This is a genomic window from Roseovarius sp. JB2-10 (assembly GCF_055693585.1).
Genome location: NZ_CM146337.1, coordinates 20,793 through 37,111, shown reverse-complemented (window position 1 = coordinate 37,111; position 16,319 = coordinate 20,793). Strand labels below are relative to the sequence as shown.

Below are 16,319 nucleotides of genomic sequence, written 5' to 3'. Positions count from 1 at the left end.
ACCGCATCGCTCCTGTTGAACCGGCCACGCGTTGCTGCGTTCAGGCCGTGGTGACGCCTGCCGCTGATCTCATTTCCATATTTTTCGCCGCCGGGTGTCGATAAATCGCATATTTGCCGGTTAAATCCACCCAAGATGAGAATCACGGGACAGGGAGGTCGACGAGATGACGGACGTAACGCAGTACCAGATGTTGATAGATGGCGCGTGGGTGGATGCCTCCGACGGCGGAACGTTTGAGAGCGCGAATCCAACCACGGGCGAGATCTGGTCTCGGGTGCCAGAGGCCACGGAGGCGGACGTAGATCGCGCTGTGCAGGCGGCACATGCGGCCTTCACCACAGGGCCGTGGTCCAAGATGACACCCACAGAGCGGGGCAAACATCTGCGGCGTCTGGCGGAGTTGCTGGCGGACAAGTCCGAAGATCTGGGCCGGGTCGAGACGATTGATACTGGCAAGATGCTCAAGGAAACCAGGTGGCAGGCGAAATACATCGCCGAATTTTTCCAGTTTTATGCGGGTTGCGCCGATAAGATCAGCGGTGAAACGCTGCCCATCGACAAGCCCGATCTCTTTGTCTTCACCAAGCGCGAACCTTTGGGTGTGGTGGCCGCCGTTGTGCCATGGAACAGTCAGCTCTTTCTCGTTGCGGTCAAGATCGGCCCGGCGCTGGCGGCGGGGAACACGGTTGTGCTCAAGGCGTCCGAACATGCCTCTGCTGCGATGCTTGAGTTTGGCAAACTGATCGAAGAGGCGGGGTTTCCCCCCGGCGTGGTCAATATTGTGACCGGCCATGGGGAGCCCTGTGGCCGTGCGCTGACCGGGCACAAACTCGTGGCGCGGGTGTCCTTCACCGGCGGTCCGGGTGCGGCGCGGCATGTGCTGGAAAACTCCAAGAATAATTTTGCCGAGGTCAGCCTGGAATTGGGCGGCAAATCGCCCTTCATTGTCTTTGACGACGCCAATATCGAAAGTGCTGTGAATGCCTCCATCGCGGGCATATTCGGCGCAACCGGTCAAAGCTGTGTTGCCGGGTCGCGCCTCTACCTGCACGACGATATTGCCGATGAATTCCTCGAACGGATGGTGGCGCAGGCAAAACAGATCCAGATCGGTGATCCGCTGTTGGAAGAGACCCAGATGGGTCCACTTTGCACAGTTGGTCAGCGGGATCACATCGAGGCTGAGATTGCCCATGCCGTCACCGAAGGGGCCGAGGTTCTGACCGGAGGTCAGCGCCCGAAAGGAACGGGTGGTCTGTTTTTTGAACCCACAGTGTTGGCCTGCCCGCGGCAGGACTTGCGCATCGTTGATACCGAACTTTTTGGGCCCGTCCTCTGTGCGCAGCGTTTCAAGACCGAAGAGGAAGTGATCGAACTGGCCAACGATACCGAGCACGGCCTCGCCGCGGGCATCTTTACACGCGATTCAGCGCGCAGCCTGCGCATGGCCGATGCGGTGCGTGCCGGGATTGTTTGGGTCAACACTTACCGCGTCGTATCACCCATTGCGGAATTTGGTGGGGTCAAAGGGTCGGGCTATGGTCGCGAAAGCGGGTTCCAGGCGATGTATGATTACACCCGTCCCAAGACCGTGTGGATGAACACATCCGACGCGCCGATGGCCAACCCGTTTGTGATGCGCTGAGGGCGTCATGGGGGCCGCGGATCAAACGTTGAAAGAGGCGCTGGCGCGATGCCGGCGATCCGCCGAACAGGCGTGGTCCATCCCGCCGGAATGCTACCGGTCCGCACGCGTGTTGGCGGATGAAACCCACGCGGTCTTTGGCGGGTGGGTCGGTCTGGGCCGCGCGGACATGGTGCGTGATCCGGGCGATTACATTGCGCTCGATTTCGCCGGACAATCGGTCATCCTGTTGCGCGACCGCGAAGGCGTTTTGCGCGCCTTTGCTAATTCCTGCCGCCACCGAGGCGCGCGTTTGATGGAAGGCGCGGGTGCCTGCCGTGGTGTAAAATGCCCGTTTCACGCCTGGGCGTACCGGCTGGATGGCAGCCTTGCCGCAGCGCCGCAGATGGAGGCGGCAGAGGGGTTCGACAAGGCAGATCATGGGCTGCACAGCTACCGCGCCGAGGAACGGCTGGGCTTTGCCTTTGTCTGCTTTGATGACGCGGCCCCTGATCTGGACATGTATTTGGGTGATTTCGCTGCGCGTCACGCGCCCTGGCCGCTGGAAAACCTTGTGACCACGCGTCGCGCCACGCTGGAAGTGGCCTGCAACTGGAAAGCCTTCATCGAGGTTTTCAACGAATACTACCATCTGCCCTTTGTGCATCCCGATACGGTCAACGCGCTCTACGCCGAGCCTGATCCGGTGGACGACACAACAGGAGCTTATACCAGCCAGTTCGGCAAGACCGATGGCACGGGCGGGCTTTTGCAGGACCAACAATCGATGGCATTGCCGCCGATTGAGGGCTTGAAAGGGGAGGCCACGCAAGGCGCGCGCTACACATGGGTTTTCCCAAACATGACCTTTGCCGCCAACTCTGACGCGCTTTGGGTCTATGAGGCCTATCCGCTTGGGCCGGATCGCTGTCAGGTCGTGCAATCGGCCTGTTTCCCGCCTGAAACGCTCGCTCTGCCGGGGGCTGATGCCCAGATCGCGGCGTATCACGAACGGTTGGATGCGGCGTTGGCCGAAGACATCCCGGCACTCGAAAATCAACAACGCGGCTTGGCCTCGCCCGCGGCGACACAGGGGCGGTTTCAACCTCTGCTGGAGCCGAACGTGGCCCGGTTTGCCCATTGGTATGCCGGTCAGATGGGCGCAGATGGGGTGCGGTGACACGGCCTTTGAACAAGGAGACGAGACATGTCGGATGAAGTGAAAGTGGTCCGCAACGGCCATGTTCTGGAGGTCACGCTGGACCGGCCCAAGGTGAATGCCATCGATGTGCCGACGTCGCAGGCGCTGGCCGCGGCCTTTCAGGAATTGCATGAGGACAAGGAACTGCGCTGCGCGATCCTGACCGGTGGCGGTGAGAAGATTTTCTCGGCGGGCTGGGACCTCAAGGCATTGAACGACGGGGAAATGCAGCTTGATAACTGGTGGGAGGCGGATGAATACGGGTTTGGCGGCTTCACTGGCCTCACCGAGAACTGGGCGCTGAACAAACCGGTCATCGCGGCCATCAACGGGCTGGCGATTGGCGGCGGGTTCGAGATGGCCATGGCCTGTGACCTGCTGATCGCCGCTGATCATGTCGAGTTCGGCCTGCCGGAAATGCCTCTGGGTATCGTGCCGGATGCGGGCGCGTTACAGCGTCTGCCACGTCGCATTCCGCATAATATCGCGATGGAAATGTTCCTGTTGGGCCGCCGGATGAAGGCCGACGAGGCGGCGCATTACGGGTTGGTCAACAAGGTCGTGCCAAAGGATCAGTTGATGGATGCGGCGCGCGAATGGGCGGCGTCCATCGCATGGTCCGCGCCTCTGGCCATGCAAAGCGTCAAGGAAGTGCAGCGCGAAATCGAGTGCCATCCCTTGCAAGCGGCCTTCCACAAAATGCGCACGGACCCGATGCCGGTCTACCGCAAGATGCTGAAATCTGATGACGCGGCCGAAGGTGTGGCGGCCTTCGTTGAAAAACGCGAACCGAATTTCAAAGGCGAATGAGCATGTATCCTGATCCCCATAAGGTACGTCGCGTGGCCAGCCTTGGGGCTGGTCCCATTGGCGGTGGATGGGCTGCGCATTTTCTGGCGCGTGGGTATGACGTTACGGCCTATCTGCATGATATGTCCGAGCGCCCGGCCTTTGATGCCATTCTGGACACCGCCTGGATCAGCCTTGAGGCGATGGGTCTTGCCCAAGGTGCCTCGCGTGATCGTCTGACGGTGACAAGCGATCTCGAGGAGGCTTTGGACGGCGCAGAATTCGTTCAGGAAAGCGCGCCGGAGCGGCTTGAGATCAAGCAGGCGCTTTATGCCCGGATGGGCGCGGTTCTGCCTGAAAATGTGGTCATCGGGTCGTCGACATCGGGCCTGACAATGACGGAAATCCAAGCCGAGTGCCCGACGCCGGGCCGATGTGTGATCGGCCATCCATTTAACCCGCCTTATCTTTTGCCATTGGTCGAGATTGTGGGCGGAGAGCAGACATACCCGGACGCGGTGACATGGGCAGGGGCGTTTTATGAGGCAGCGGGCAAAGCGCCGTTGATTATGAAAAAGGAAATCCCGGGTTTTGTTGCGACACGACTGCAGGAAGCACTCTGGCGCGAGGCATTACACATGGTGGCCGCAGGTGAAGCGACACCCGAAGACATTGATATAGCACTGATAAACGGGCCGGCACCGCGCATGGCCGTTCAGGGGCAATGCATGGCGTTTCACGTCGCGTGTGGGGCTGGGGGCATGGCCACCAATCTGGATCAGTTTGGTCCGGCGCTCAAATGGCCCTGGACCCGGCTAGAGGCGCCTGAACTGACACAGGAATTGCGTGATCGTATGGTCGACGGGTGCAATGCCATCGCCGGAGATCGCCATTTTGAAGACATGGCGGCAGACAGGGACCGCAAAATCGTTGCGGTGCTCAACGCGCTCCGGCAGGCGGAGTAAGGCCGGGTTTCACCGCGCTGCTGGTCGGGTGCGTTTGATTGGGAACCAACGTCTCAAGATAGGTGGCCAAGGTGCCGGGCCAGTCCGGGGCCTCCTTGTGATCCGGCCAGGCCTGCCGATATTCGCGGGGCCTGCGCCCGAAACACTTTCTGAACGAATAGGCAAAGTGCGACAGGGAATTGAAACCCGATGCCGCCGCAATTTCACGCACCCCAAGATCGGTGGATAGCAACAGTACACGCGCATGTTGCAACCTGAGCAACAGGCCAAATTGAACCACGCTGCAGCCGATGGCCTGTTTGAACTGGCGCTCCAGCTGACGCTGCGACAGGCCCACACGTTGCGCCAGTTCCGGCACGGTGAGGGGCTCGCTCAGATGTTGATCCATCAGCTCGAAGGCTGCTCCGACATGCGGTGGTAACGCATCCAGACCCCGACCGAGCGTCTTGCGCTGTGGCTGCTCCGCGCTCCGCACCGGGTGGTGCAAAAGCGTATCTGAAATCTCCGCCACAAGGGCATCGCCGTGAGACTGGCGGATCAGGTGCAGCATGAAATCAAGCCCGGCACTCAGGCCCGCACAGGTCATGATGCGCCCCTCCGCCGTAAAAAGTTGTTCCGGGCCAAAAACGTCGGGCAGCAATTCCTGCAAGCCGGCCAGATAGGCCCAATGCGCCGTGGCCCGTCGCCCCTTCAACAAGCCCGCTCGGGCAAAGATATAGGGCGCCATTTCGACCGCACAGAGGCGAATGCCCTGCCGATCAGAGCGCCGCAACCACGACAGCAATTTCGCGTTCGAGTAGTGTTCTGACCCCCAGCTTCCCACCACCAATGCAAGATCATCCTTGCTCAATTTTTCCGGCGGAGCCTCCGGCAAGCCCTGACACATCACGGGCATTCCGTTGCTGGCCACGACCTCACCGGGCTCCGCGCTGCAGAACAGTGTTTCATATAGCGGCGTGGGTGAAAGATAGTTGGCGATGCGGATCGGTTCCAGCAAGCTGATCAAACTCATCATGCTGAAACGGGGCACAAGGATCGTGGCAATGCGCACGGGTCGCTTGCCGTCATTTAGGGTCGAAGTCATGCGATCGGAGCGCCTCCGGTTATGGCGAAAAAGTAAGATTATCCGTCACATTACCCTCAAAACCGGCGAATAATCGACATATTTTCACATGGTGCGCCGCACACTGTTGGAAAAGGGAGAGTGTGCATGAATTTTGAAGTGATCGTTACATGTGCTGTCACCGGTGCCGGTGATACCACGGGTAAAAGCCCACATATTCCTGTGACCCCTGCGCAGGTCGCCGATGCGGCCATTGAGGCGGCCAAAGCGGGTGCGGCGATTGCGCATCTGCATGTGCGTGACCCGGAAACGGGACAGGGGTCGCGTGACCCCAAACTCTTCAAGGAGGCGGTTGATCTGGTGCGAGCCAGCGACACCGATGTGGTGATCAACCTCACCGCCGGGATGGGCGGCGATTGGGTGCCGTCCGCGGAAGACCCTGCGCAGCCCGGCCCCGGGACGGACATGATCGGGCCGGACGAAAGGCTGGCTCATATCAAGGAATGTATGCCGGAAATCTGCTCGCTGGATTGTGGCACGCTGAATTTTGGCAATGGTAATGAGATTTATATCTCGACCCCGCCCACCTTGCGCCGCATGGCGGAGTTGACCCGCGATTGGGGCGTGAAGCCCGAGCTTGAGGTGTTTGATCTGGGCCATATCCGCTTTGCCAAGGCGATGGTCGAGGAAGGCTTGATTGCAGCGCCCCCGATGTTCCAGCTCTGTCTGGGCATACCGTGGGGGGCCGATCAGACGGTCGAGACCATGGCCGCGATGAAGGCACAACTACCGGCGGGTGCCAGTTGGGCCAGTTTTGGCATCAGCCGGATGCAGATGCCAATGGCGGCCGCGGCGGTGGCCCTGGGTGGCAATGTGCGCGTGGGGCTTGAGGACAACATCTGGCTCGACCGCGGTGTGCCAGCCACCAACGGTCAGCTTGTGACCCGCGTGGTCGAGATCATCGAACGGATGGGGGGCGGGTTCTAAGCCCGCAAGAAGCGCGCAACAAATTGGGCCTGCGCGGCGCGGACGCCTAGGAGCGACAGCACATGAATTTTCAGGTCAGTCACGAAAACGAACTGCTGCTCAGCACGGTGCGCGCCTTCATGGAGGACGAGATTTTTCCCCATGAAGAAGAGGTCGACCGCCAGGGCGAAGTGCCCGAAGATCTGGGCCGACAGATCGAGGCGCGGGCCAAGGAACTGGGCCTTTATGCCTGCAACCTGCCCGAAGAGGTGGGCGGTGGCGGACTGAGCCTTTCGGCGCAGCACCTGATCGAGCGCGAATATGGCAAAGCCACGCATGCGCTCCATAGCTGGGCGGCGCGGCCCACGGAAATCCTGCTGGCCTGCGAGGGTGATCAGCGCGAACGCTATCTTCTCCCCTGTGTTACGGGTGAAAAACGCGAGCTCTTTGCCCTGACCGAACCCGAAGCTGGGTCAGACGCAATGGGCATGAAATCCAATGCGCGCCGGGACGGGGATGATTGGATCTTGAACGGCTCCAAGCATTTCATTTCGGGGCCGTGTATGCCCGATTTTGCCATCGTCTTTGCCGCGACGGGTGAAGACGAAACGCCACGCGGACCGCGCAAGCGGGTGACGGCCTTTCTGGTCGATGTTGGCCTGCCGGGTTTTGACTGTCGCGAAGGTACAAAAAGTGTGAGCTACCGAGGCTACAAAACCTATGCCCTGTCGTTTGACAATGTGCGTCTGGGGCCGGATCAGGTGTTGGGCGAAGAAGGCCGCGGGTTTGACATTGCGGGTCAGTGGCTGGGTATGGGGCGTATCTGGGTTGGGGCGAGTTGCTGTGGCAAAGCGGAACGGCTTCTGGACATGACGACCGATTGGGCGGCCAACCGGCGCCAATTTGGCAAACCCATCGGGCAGTTTCAGGCCACGGGGTTTCGCCTTGCGGATGGCGCGATGAACCTGCGGGCGGCTGATCTGATGGTGCTTGATGCCGTGGCGCGTCACGAGGCGGGCCATATGGCCGATCAGGATGCCGCGATGGTCAAGGTATTCTGCTCGGAAATGCTCGGGCGCATCGCGGATGATGCCGTTCAGGTGCATGGAGGTATGGGCCTGATGGAGGAACTGCCGATCCAGCGTCTCTGGCGCGACAGTCGGCTCGAACGCATCTGGGATGGCACGTCGGAAATTCAGCGCCATATCATCACCCGCTCGATGCTGCGCCCGCTTGGGGCGTGATTCCATGACCCCGGCCAAACGGCAAAATTTCGAGCGTCTGCTTAACCCGCGTCACATTGCCTTCGTCGGCGGACGGGATGCCGCCATCGCCATCGGCGAGGCGCGACGCGCGGGGTTTGAGGGTGAAATGTGGGTTGTTAATCCGGGGCGCGATACGCTCTGCGGCCTGCCTTGCGTGGACAAGATCAGTGATCTGCACGGCGCGCCGGATGCCGTGTTTCTGGCCATTCCAGCGCCCGCTGTGCCTGGTGCCGTTGGTGATCTGGCGGCCATGGGGGCGGGCGGCATCGTGTGCTATTCCGCCGGATTTGCCGAAGCACATGAAGCAGGCCGCACGCTGGAAGAAGACCTGAAGGCCGCATTGGGCGACATGGTTATGATCGGCCCCAATTGCTATGGATTGATAAATTACATCGGTAAATCAGCGCTTTGGCCGTTTGCACATGGCGGGACATGCCCGGGTTACGGCGCTGCTATTATCACGCAATCCGGTATGTTCTCATCGGATATCACGATGAGCCAGCGATCGTTGCCAATGGCGTATATGGCCTCGGCGGGCAATCAAGCGGATCTCGGGGTGACGGAATTCGTCGATCTGATGTGTGAGCGCGCCGAAGTGCGGGCGATCGGTATTCACATCGAGGGCTTGTCTGACATCCCCGCTTTTGAGCGCGCCGCTCTGAAGGCTTTGCATGCGGGCACGCCAATGGTTGCCCTCAAAACCGGGAGTTCCGCGATCGGCGAAAGCCTTACGATCAGCCATACGGGTTCGCTGGCGGGATCGGATGTGCTCTATCAGGCTCTGTTCAGGCGTGTCGGGGTGATCAGCGTCACCAACCCGTCGCAGTTTCTGGAAACGTTGAAATATTTGTGCGTGGCAGGTGTGCCGGATGGCGTTGATGTCATGGGGTTCACCTGTTCGGGCGGCGGCGCCACGATGCTGGCGGACCATGGCGAAATAATCGGACTGCGATACCCCGGCCCGGATGATAGCGCGCGTGGGGCTTTGGATGCGTTGTTGCCGGAGATTGCAACCGTATCAAATCCGCTCGACTACACGACACCGATCTGGGGCCAAGCGGACAAGACAGGACCGGTTTTTGCCGAAGCGTTCCGGCATGTTCCATCGCACGCGGCGCTTTTGGTTCAGGACTATCCGGCGGCAGGTCTGGATGAAAGCGAACAGCTTTATCTCAATGACGGATTGGCGTTTGCACACGCGGCTCGCGAAGCGGGGCTGCCCGCCGCCATCTGCGCCACGCTGCCCGAGAATATGGGCGCACATGTTCGCGAAGCCTTTATCGAACAGGGCGTGGCCCCGATGCAGGGCATCCATGAGGCGTTGAACGCCTTGCGCGACGCGGTTGCCTGGGGCGCGGCGCGTCGCCGTATTCTTGCGACAAGCCCGCCGTACTTGCCGCCCGTGCAAGCGCAATTTCCGCTGCAATATGTCACCGAGGCGGAGGCCAAGACGCGCCTTGCCGCAGCTGGATTTCCTGTTCCGGCAGGTCAGGAAGCTACTGGCGAAACCCTGTGCGCGGTTGCTTCGGAGATCGGGTATCCGGTTGTTTTAAAAATGATGGGGCCAGCGCTGGCACATAAGACCGAAGCGGGGGCCGTGGCGCTGAACCTGAAGTATGCCGATGCGCTGCGCCATGCGGCAACCGAGATGCAAAAAACTGTGGCGGCGTATCATCCGGATGCGGTGACGGACACGTATCTCGTTGAGGCGATGGCGCCGCCGCCCCTGGCAGAGCTGGTTGTTGGACTACGGCATGATCCGCAATTTGGCATGACGATGACATTGGGCAGTGGCGGTGTTCTGGTCGAGCTTGTCGGCGATACGCAGTCGCTTCTGCTGCCAGCGGGCCGGGAGGATGTGACACATGCTTTGAAAGAACTGCGTGCGGCAACCCTGTTGGCCGGCTTTCGCGGCAAGCCCGCAGCAGATATAAATGTGATTGTGGATGCACTCCTGGCGCTCGCAGACTATGCTGCTGATCATCAATCGGGTGTTTTTGAGTTGGAAGTAAACCCGCTTTTTGTATATGAAAACAGCGTGTTGCCGGTGGATTGTTTGCTGCAACTTGCGTCGGATACGGATGATATAATTCAATCTCCTCCGACGCGCGTCTAAACGTGTTTGCTATTGCTTTGAAAGCCAATCCCTCACCACTGCCACGATGCCCGGGTTTCTTGGGTTTTGGGGCGCCACGATGTGATATCCTTCTTCCGTCGTCGTCGAAAACGATAAAGGCTGGCAGAGACGATTGGCCTGCAAGTCTCCTTTTACAAACTCCTGATTGGCAAGTGCGATCCCCTGTCCGGCGAGGGCTGCATCAATGGCCATCGATGTTTGGCTGAACGCCATGGTTTTCAAATCTGACACCGGCAATTCCCCAAGTGCTGCCTCGAGGAACAAAGGCCATTGGCCATGCGTATCCTCGAGGAGAACGTGACCGAGCAGGTCTTTGGGGGCTCGGATCGGCTTGGGGCCGTTCGCGATATCCGGATGGCACACCGCGATCAATTCGTCAGCGAACAGGATTTCGGACGCGAGGCCGGGGCCAAAAGGCGGCTTACCCTGACGAATGGCTATGTCGACCCCATCGGTTTGAAAGTTCGCAAGCGCATTTGAAGCATCCAGCCGAACGCGAATGTCGGGATGGTCTTGCGCAAACAGACCCAATTTTGGCACCAGCCATCTTGTAGCGAAACTGGGTGTAGAACTGATCGTTACCACCATGTCCTGTGGTGACAAGCTGCCTGTTGCATCAGCGATCATATCAAATGCACGGCGGATTGGCGGGAGGTATCGTCGGCCTTCGTCGGTCAAAGACAACCCCCGTGCATGTCGCTCGAAGAGTTTGATTTGTAACAACTCTTCCAGTCCGCGCACCTGTTGTGCCACGGCCCCTTGGGTGACGCCAAGCTCTTCGGCGGCGAGCCTGAAGTTTAGATGGCGCCCAGAGGCTTCAAAAGCCTTCAAGGAATTCAACGGCGGCATTTTGCGCATTTTAGGATCGCTGAGATGATAGAATTTCTACAGATTTAAAACAGAATTACTGATTAGTCAAATGCGCACAGCACCGCCATGTTGGAGCGAGGTTGAAACGGGGATGTCACGGAGGCGAATATGGCTGACAAGAAAGTAGCAATCATCATGGGGGGCGGAAGCGGCATGGGGGCTGACAGCGCGCGCCGTCTGGCGGCCGATGGCTTCAACGTTGCCATTCTCTCTTCATCCGGGAAGGGTGAAAAACTGGCTCAGGAACTGGGTGGCATCGGCATGACGGGCACCAACAAGTCCAGCGAAGACATGCAGGCATTGGTTGATGCGGTTATGGAAAAATGGGGTCGCATCGATGTTCTTGTCAATTCTGCGGGTCATGGGCCGCGCGCGCCAATCCTTGAAATCTCGGATGAGGATTGGCACGAGGGCATGGAAGTCTATTTCCTGAACAGTGTTCGGGCCACACGAATTGTCGCGCCGATCATGATTGGTCAAAAGTCCGGCACAATCATCAACATCTCAACCTTCGCGGCCTTCGAGCCTGATCCGGTCTTTCCGACCTCGGGCGTGATGCGCGCGGGGCTGGCGGCCTATTCCAAACTGTTCGCGGATAAATACGCCGCTGACAACGTGCGCATGAACAACGTCCTGCCTGGCTTTATCGACAGCCTGCCTGAAAACCCGGATTTTATGGCCAAAATTCCGATGGAGCGCTACGGCAAGTCCTATGACGAAATCGCCGCGACGGTCTCGTTCCTCGCCTCTGACGGCGGTGCATACATCACCGGCCAGAATATCCGTGTAGATGGCGGTATCACTCGCTCGGTCTGATCCGGCTTCAATCAACGAAAGACGACATTATGAAACCGACGTCCAAAGATCTCGTCCTGGGAGATGGATCTCCCTGAATTTTCAGCAACACCAAAGCATGCCGCCTATGATGTTGTTATCATTGGCGGTGCCACGATGGGCGCCTGCACGGCGTGGTTTCTGGCCTCGAACCCGGACTTTAAGGGCAAGGTGCTGGTGGTTGAGCCGGATCCGACATTCTCCAAGGCGCAAACAGGGGCCTCGAACAACTGCATGCGCCAACAGTTTGCCAACCCGATCAATGTGAAGATTGGCCAATATGCCGCCGAGTTTGTGCGCAATTTCCGCGAAAATCTGGGCGGTGATCCCAAGGTGCCCGAATTGAGCATTCGAAATTTTGGCTATCTCTATCTTTCGGACAATGCCGACCTGACCAAAGTTCTGCAGCGTGATCAGAGCGTTCAGGAAGAATGCGGTGCCGGAACGCGTATGGTGACGTCCGATGAGATCGCCGATGCTTATCCGTTCTATAAACTGGACGACATTGAAGCGGGAAGCCTGAACACGGTCGATGAAGGCTATTACAACGCACCTCTGATGGTGGAATGGCTGATCAAGAAGTCCGTTGAGATGGGCGTTGATTACATCCAAAACACGGTCACGGCGATTGACCGTGAGGGCGATAAGGTAACTGGTGTGACCCTTGCGACAGGCGAAGCCATCAAAGCCGGTGCGATTGTCAATGCATCGGGCACGCGGGCCGGGGCGGTTGCCGATATGGCCGGGTTGAAGCTCGATATCGAACCCAAGCGACGTTACACATTCATCTTCCGCGCCAAGGAACCGCTGGATCGGGACCTGCCGTTGACCATCGATCCGACGGGCGTGCATTTCCGTCAGTTTGGGGATGATTATCTGGTCGGTTGTCCACCTCTGGGCGAGGATGCGACCGTTGATGTCGAAGATTTCAGTGCCGAGGAAACCATCTGGGAAGATAAGGTTCATCCGATCATCTCCAACCGTATTCCGCAGTTCAAGGATGTTGAAATCGTGGATTTCTGGATGGGGCACTATGACTTCAACCCCTTCGATTTCAATGTCGTCATTGGGCCGCACGACACGGTGTCGAACTTCCATTTCACCAATGGGTCTTCCGGGCATGGCTCACAACAGGGGCCGGCCGTGGGGCGCGGTGTGGCGGAGCAAATCATCTACGGCGAGTTTCGATCGATGGACCTGTCGCCGTTCCTCTATGAGCGCTTCAACAAGGGCGAACGCGTGATCGAGCGCGCCGTTATCTAATCGCAACCAAACAAGCCCCGTGCGCAATGGCACGGGCCAATCGCCCATGGGCGAAAGGACAATTCAATGACCTACAACGTCAAACTGTCCGGCGTCATGCCCGCGTTGGTTACGCCGTTTGATGCCAGCAACAAGATCGACTTTGATGCGTTCGGAAAGCTGCTGGCGCATTTCCGCGCGGCGGGCGTCACGGGCTGGGTTCCAAACGGGTCGACCGGTGAATATTTCAGTCAATCCACCGAAGAACGTCGCGCAGTGCTGCAATTCGTCAAGGATTTCGCGTCGCCGGATGAAATACTCATTGCGGGCACCAACGCCCCGGCGACCCGTGAGGTGATCGAGCAAACCGCGATGGCCAAGGAGATTGGCTATGACAACGTTCTGCTGGCGCCGCCGTTTTACACGCGTCCGACGCAGGATGAGTTGATCCGGCACTATGAAACCGTGTTGGCCGAGGTCGATGCCAATCTGGTGCTCTATAGCTATCCGGCGAAGGACGGCGCGGATATCTCGTTCGACCTGATGGACCATTTCGCGGATAACCCGCGTGTGATTGGGATCAAGGAAAGCTCCGGCGTGCTGCAACGCGCCATTGATATTTCCACGCGGTATGATGGCAAGATTCAGTTGGTTTCCGGCTCGGACGATATCGCGTTGGACTTCATGTTCTGGGGGGCCGACAGCTGGATTTGTGGTCCGTCCAACTTTCTGGCCCATGCCTGTTGTGATCTGGACCGGCTTTACCGAGCAGGGGACCTGACCAAAGCCAAAGAGGTGATGGCGAAGCTCTACCGCGCGATGAATATCCTGGAGAGCGGCAAGTTTGTTCAGAAGATCAAGTATGGCTGCGAGCTTCAGGGGTTGCCCGTGGGCGAATGCCGCGCGCCATTGGGCCCACTGACGGATGCGGAAAAGGCGGACTTGCAAGAGGCGTTGGCACCGATCCAGGCTATGTAAATCACCCAATCGGGAGCAGTTTCGACTGCCCCCGGTTTTGAGGCCCTTGTCATGAGCACATCAAACGCAATGCGGACAATCGTTGTCGGCGCCGGGGTAATAGGCTCCGCCATTGCGCATGATCTCACAAAACGGGGCCGGTCCGTGACCCTGGTGGACAGGGATGCCCCCGGAACAGGCGCATCCTTTGGCAATATGGCATCCATTGCGGTGACCGAGTTTATGCCCGTGGCGCGGCCCTCAACCTGGAAACACATCCCTGGATGGGTGATGAACCCGCAAGGGCCGATCCATGTCAGCCCCCGCTACATGCCGCGCCTGATCCCATGGTTTCTGCGTTTTCTGGCCGCCAGCCTCCCGTCGTCGGTACGGCGATTGGAGGCGGCTGGCGCAGTTTTGTGCGAGCGATCCCTGAAGGATACCCGAGATCTGATGCAGGAGATCGAGTTTGGCGCGGGGCTGTCACAAACAGGATGTCTGTCACTTTATGCCAGTGATGCCGAATTCGAGGCCGATCGTGAACGTATCGACATGCTGGACCGGTTTGGTTTTGGTTATGACATTCTGGACGCCGCAGCACTCCATGCTCTGGAGCCGGAAATCAGTGACAAAATCACCAAGGCCGTGTTGCTGCCGGACAACCGAACGCTCTCTGATCCGCATAAATTCGTGGCCATGCTGGTGGAGCGGTTTGAAGCGCTGGGCGGCATCGTGCGACGGGCGGAGGTAACCGGGTTTGAACGATCTGAGCGGATCACCGGGGTGCGTTTGAACGATGGTGAGGTGCTTCAGGCAGACGAAGTGGTTCTGTGTGCTGGTGCGTTCACCGGGCGTCTTGCGAAGATGTTGAATGAGACGATGCCTTTGGAAACGGAGCGGGGCTACCATACCCAGGTTATGGCGCCGGGGATTGAAATATCCCATTCGATCATCTGGCCTGCCAAAGCGTTCATGGTCAGCCCGACGGCCGGTGGCATCCGCGTTGGTGGTACGGTGGAAATGGCCGGGCTGGAGGCGCCCCCAATTATCGTCGCGCAAAAATCACCGTGCGGCATGCCTGCGAGGCCCTGCCGCGCCTTGAGGTTCAGGACAGTACCGAATGGATGGGTCACCGCCCCGCCTTTCCCGACACCATCCCGGTCATGTCCGCGTCGGCCCGGGTGCCGGGGGTGTTCTATGCAACCGGCCACGGACATCTTGGACTGACTTATGCCGCGACATGCGCCAGTCTGATGGGGGATCTTGTGACCACGGGTACATCTTCGTTTGACATGACACCCTATCGGGTTGACCGGTTCTGAGGAGTTCAAAGAATGCGCTGGAAACGAACTTTACAAACGGTTGACGTTCATTGCGCGGGCGAAATTGGCCGGGTCATCACCGGCGGCGTGCTCGATATCCCCGGCGATACGATGGCTGCGAAACTGGCGCATATCAATGACGTGGATGACAGTTTGCGTCGTTGGCTTTGTTCCGAACCACGCGGGGCGGCGAACCATTCCTTTGTGCTGGTCCCACCCGCCTGCCACCCGGATGCCGATTTCGGCATGATTGTTCTGCAGACGGATCAGGCCCATGCCATGTCCGGGTCGAATTCCATGTGTGCGGTCACGGCCATTCTGGAAACCGGCATGATGGAAATGGTCGAGCCTGAAACCATAGTGACCCTCGATACCGCATCTGGCCTCGTGCGCGCGACGGCCGCCTGCAAAGACGGAAAGGTGACGGGTGTCAGCCTCGATATGCCGCCCGCATTTGTGGCGGTGTCCGGAGCGACGGTTGAAACCGGCGAATGGGGAAATGTGAGCTATGATCTGTGTTATGGTGGGGTGTTCTATGCGCTCGTGGATGTCGACCAAATTGGCCTGAGCATCGTGCCAGAGAATGCGCGCGATCTGGCTGAAATAGGGGTGACGCTGCGCGACGTGATTGCGGCTGAGACCAAGATCGTGCACCCCGAAATTCCAGAAGTGAACGGACTGGCCTATGTCATGTTTCGTGCGCGGGAAACCGATGGCACTATGCGTCATTGCACAACGTTGAAACCGGCCCGCGCTGATCGTTCACCCTGCGGAACGGGCACGAATTCGACGATGGCCGTGCTGCATGCCAACGGGGAAGTAGCACCCGGTGATGTGATCACGACCCGCTCGATCATCGGTAGCGAATTTCAGGCGGAATTGATTGGCGAGGCGCAAATCGGCCCCTACAGAGGAAGCCGGGCGCGCGTGACAGGGCAATGCTGGATATACGGGCTATCCCAGATCGGCCTCGACCCAAGCGATCCGTTCCCATCGGGGTTCATTTTGTCCGACACATGGGGCGGATAGAACCGATCATGGATAACCTGCGTGTCTGGTAGGCTAATGGCGTCCAATTCGG

General features: G+C 58.9%; 14 protein-coding genes and 1 pseudogene. 13 read left to right on the top strand and 2 right to left on the bottom strand.

What is annotated here, in order from left to right:
• Positions 1–166: 166 nt before the first annotated feature.
• From ACZ1HJ_RS00165 to ACZ1HJ_RS00150, 4 genes are read left to right on the top strand one after another with little or no spacing between them, the layout of a single operon-like run.
• Positions 167–1,648, top strand: coding sequence for an aldehyde dehydrogenase (locus ACZ1HJ_RS00165; protein ID WP_472720352.1), 1,482 nt, complete (start codon positions 167–169; stop codon positions 1,646–1,648).
• A 7-nt stretch (positions 1,649–1,655) separates the two neighbouring features.
• The gene (locus ACZ1HJ_RS00160) at positions 1,656–2,807 is read left to right on the top strand and encodes an aromatic ring-hydroxylating oxygenase subunit alpha (RefSeq protein ID WP_472720351.1); all 1,152 of its coding nucleotides are present in this window, start codon (positions 1,656–1,658) and stop codon (positions 2,805–2,807) included.
• 27 nt (positions 2,808–2,834) lie between these two features.
• Positions 2,835–3,638, top strand: a complete 804-nt coding sequence (locus ACZ1HJ_RS00155; RefSeq protein WP_472720350.1) for a carnitinyl-CoA dehydratase — start codon at positions 2,835–2,837, stop codon at positions 3,636–3,638.
• Positions 3,639–3,640: 2 nt separating this feature from the next.
• Positions 3,641–4,582, top strand: coding sequence for a 3-hydroxyacyl-CoA dehydrogenase NAD-binding domain-containing protein (locus tag ACZ1HJ_RS00150; protein WP_472720349.1), 942 nt, complete (start codon positions 3,641–3,643; stop codon positions 4,580–4,582).
• Here the strand turns inward: ACZ1HJ_RS00150 and ACZ1HJ_RS00145 are convergent.
• A complete protein-coding gene (locus tag ACZ1HJ_RS00145) occupies positions 4,557–5,666 on the bottom strand; it encodes a GlxA family transcriptional regulator (protein ID WP_472720348.1) in 1,110 nt (369 codons plus the stop codon). The two genes, ACZ1HJ_RS00150 and ACZ1HJ_RS00145, sit on opposite strands and share 26 nt — an antisense overlap.
• 126 nt (positions 5,667–5,792) lie before the next feature.
• On the opposite strand from ACZ1HJ_RS00145, the gene ACZ1HJ_RS00140 reads away from it, so the two are divergent.
• The 3 genes from ACZ1HJ_RS00140 to ACZ1HJ_RS00130 all read left to right on the top strand — a co-directional run bounded on the left by ACZ1HJ_RS00140 (position 5,793) and on the right by ACZ1HJ_RS00130 (position 9,992).
• Positions 5,793–6,632: a beta-keto acid cleavage family enzyme gene (locus tag ACZ1HJ_RS00140; protein WP_472720347.1), complete on the top strand. Its 840-nt coding sequence runs from the start codon at positions 5,793–5,795 to the stop codon at positions 6,630–6,632.
• Positions 6,633–6,694: 62 nt separating this feature from the next.
• The gene (locus ACZ1HJ_RS00135; protein ID WP_472720346.1) at positions 6,695–7,855 is read left to right on the top strand and encodes an acyl-CoA dehydrogenase family protein; all 1,161 of its coding nucleotides are present in this window, start codon (positions 6,695–6,697) and stop codon (positions 7,853–7,855) included.
• 4 nt (positions 7,856–7,859) lie between these two features.
• Positions 7,860–9,992 carry an acetate--CoA ligase family protein gene (locus ACZ1HJ_RS00130; protein WP_472720345.1) on the top strand — a complete coding sequence of 711 codons (2,133 nt, stop codon included), beginning with the start codon at positions 7,860–7,862 and terminating at the stop codon, positions 9,990–9,992.
• 9 nt (positions 9,993–10,001) lie between these two features.
• Here ACZ1HJ_RS00130 and gcvA read toward each other — a convergent pair whose 3' ends face one another.
• Positions 10,002–10,871, bottom strand: a complete 870-nt coding sequence (gene gcvA / locus ACZ1HJ_RS00125) for a transcriptional regulator GcvA (protein WP_472720344.1) — start codon at positions 10,869–10,871, stop codon at positions 10,002–10,004.
• Between the two features lie 120 nt (positions 10,872–10,991).
• On the opposite strand from gcvA, the gene ACZ1HJ_RS00120 reads away from it, so the two are divergent.
• The 6 genes and pseudogenes from ACZ1HJ_RS00120 (at position 10,992) to ACZ1HJ_RS00095 (ending at position 16,267) form a co-directional block, all read left to right on the top strand.
• Entirely contained in the window at positions 10,992–11,699 is a 708-nt protein-coding gene (locus tag ACZ1HJ_RS00120) for an SDR family oxidoreductase (protein ID WP_472720343.1), read from the top strand.
• Positions 11,700–11,762: 63 nt separating this feature from the next.
• Positions 11,763–12,980: an NAD(P)/FAD-dependent oxidoreductase gene (locus ACZ1HJ_RS00115; RefSeq protein ID WP_472720342.1), complete on the top strand. Its 1,218-nt coding sequence runs from the start codon at positions 11,763–11,765 to the stop codon at positions 12,978–12,980.
• A 66-nt stretch (positions 12,981–13,046) separates the two neighbouring features.
• Entirely contained in the window at positions 13,047–13,937 is an 891-nt protein-coding gene (locus tag ACZ1HJ_RS00110; protein ID WP_472720341.1) for a dihydrodipicolinate synthase family protein, read from the top strand.
• Positions 13,938–13,988: 51 nt separating this feature from the next.
• Positions 13,989–14,939 (top strand): annotated as a pseudogene (locus ACZ1HJ_RS00105) (NAD(P)/FAD-dependent oxidoreductase); the annotation flags it as partial.
• A gap of 44 nt (positions 14,940–14,983) precedes the next feature.
• Positions 14,984–15,238: an NAD(P)/FAD-dependent oxidoreductase gene (locus ACZ1HJ_RS00100; RefSeq protein WP_472720340.1), complete on the top strand. Its 255-nt coding sequence runs from the start codon at positions 14,984–14,986 to the stop codon at positions 15,236–15,238.
• A gap of 12 nt (positions 15,239–15,250) precedes the next feature.
• Positions 15,251–16,267 carry a proline racemase family protein gene (locus tag ACZ1HJ_RS00095; RefSeq protein WP_472720339.1) on the top strand — a complete coding sequence of 339 codons (1,017 nt, stop codon included), beginning with the start codon at positions 15,251–15,253 and terminating at the stop codon, positions 16,265–16,267.
• Positions 16,268–16,319 lie beyond the last annotated feature (52 nt).

What these genes read in the sequence shown, in the direction of transcription:
- ACZ1HJ_RS00130 (WP_472720345.1), top strand. Translation starts at nt 7,860, where the DNA reads ATGACCCCGGCCAAACGGCAAAATTTCGAGCGTCTGCTTAACCCGCGT.
- ACZ1HJ_RS00160 (WP_472720351.1), top strand. Translation starts at nt 1,656, where the DNA reads ATGGGGGCCGCGGATCAAACGTTGAAAGAGGCGCTGGCGCGATGCCGG.
- ACZ1HJ_RS00120 (WP_472720343.1), top strand. Translation starts at nt 10,992, where the DNA reads ATGGCTGACAAGAAAGTAGCAATCATCATGGGGGGCGGAAGCGGCATG.
- ACZ1HJ_RS00145 (WP_472720348.1), bottom strand. Translation starts at nt 5,666, where the DNA reads ATGACTTCGACCCTAAATGACGGCAAGCGACCCGTGCGCATTGCCACG.
- ACZ1HJ_RS00115 (WP_472720342.1), top strand. Translation starts at nt 11,763, where the DNA reads ATGGATCTCCCTGAATTTTCAGCAACACCAAAGCATGCCGCCTATGAT.
- ACZ1HJ_RS00155 (WP_472720350.1), top strand. Translation starts at nt 2,835, where the DNA reads ATGTCGGATGAAGTGAAAGTGGTCCGCAACGGCCATGTTCTGGAGGTC.
- ACZ1HJ_RS00150 (WP_472720349.1), top strand. Translation starts at nt 3,641, where the DNA reads ATGTATCCTGATCCCCATAAGGTACGTCGCGTGGCCAGCCTTGGGGCT.
- gcvA (WP_472720344.1), bottom strand. Translation starts at nt 10,871, where the DNA reads ATGCGCAAAATGCCGCCGTTGAATTCCTTGAAGGCTTTTGAAGCCTCT.
- ACZ1HJ_RS00095 (WP_472720339.1), top strand. Translation starts at nt 15,251, where the DNA reads ATGCGCTGGAAACGAACTTTACAAACGGTTGACGTTCATTGCGCGGGC.
- ACZ1HJ_RS00165 (WP_472720352.1), top strand. Translation starts at nt 167, where the DNA reads ATGACGGACGTAACGCAGTACCAGATGTTGATAGATGGCGCGTGGGTG.
- ACZ1HJ_RS00140 (WP_472720347.1), top strand. Translation starts at nt 5,793, where the DNA reads ATGAATTTTGAAGTGATCGTTACATGTGCTGTCACCGGTGCCGGTGAT.
- ACZ1HJ_RS00135 (WP_472720346.1), top strand. Translation starts at nt 6,695, where the DNA reads ATGAATTTTCAGGTCAGTCACGAAAACGAACTGCTGCTCAGCACGGTG.
- ACZ1HJ_RS00110 (WP_472720341.1), top strand. Translation starts at nt 13,047, where the DNA reads ATGACCTACAACGTCAAACTGTCCGGCGTCATGCCCGCGTTGGTTACG.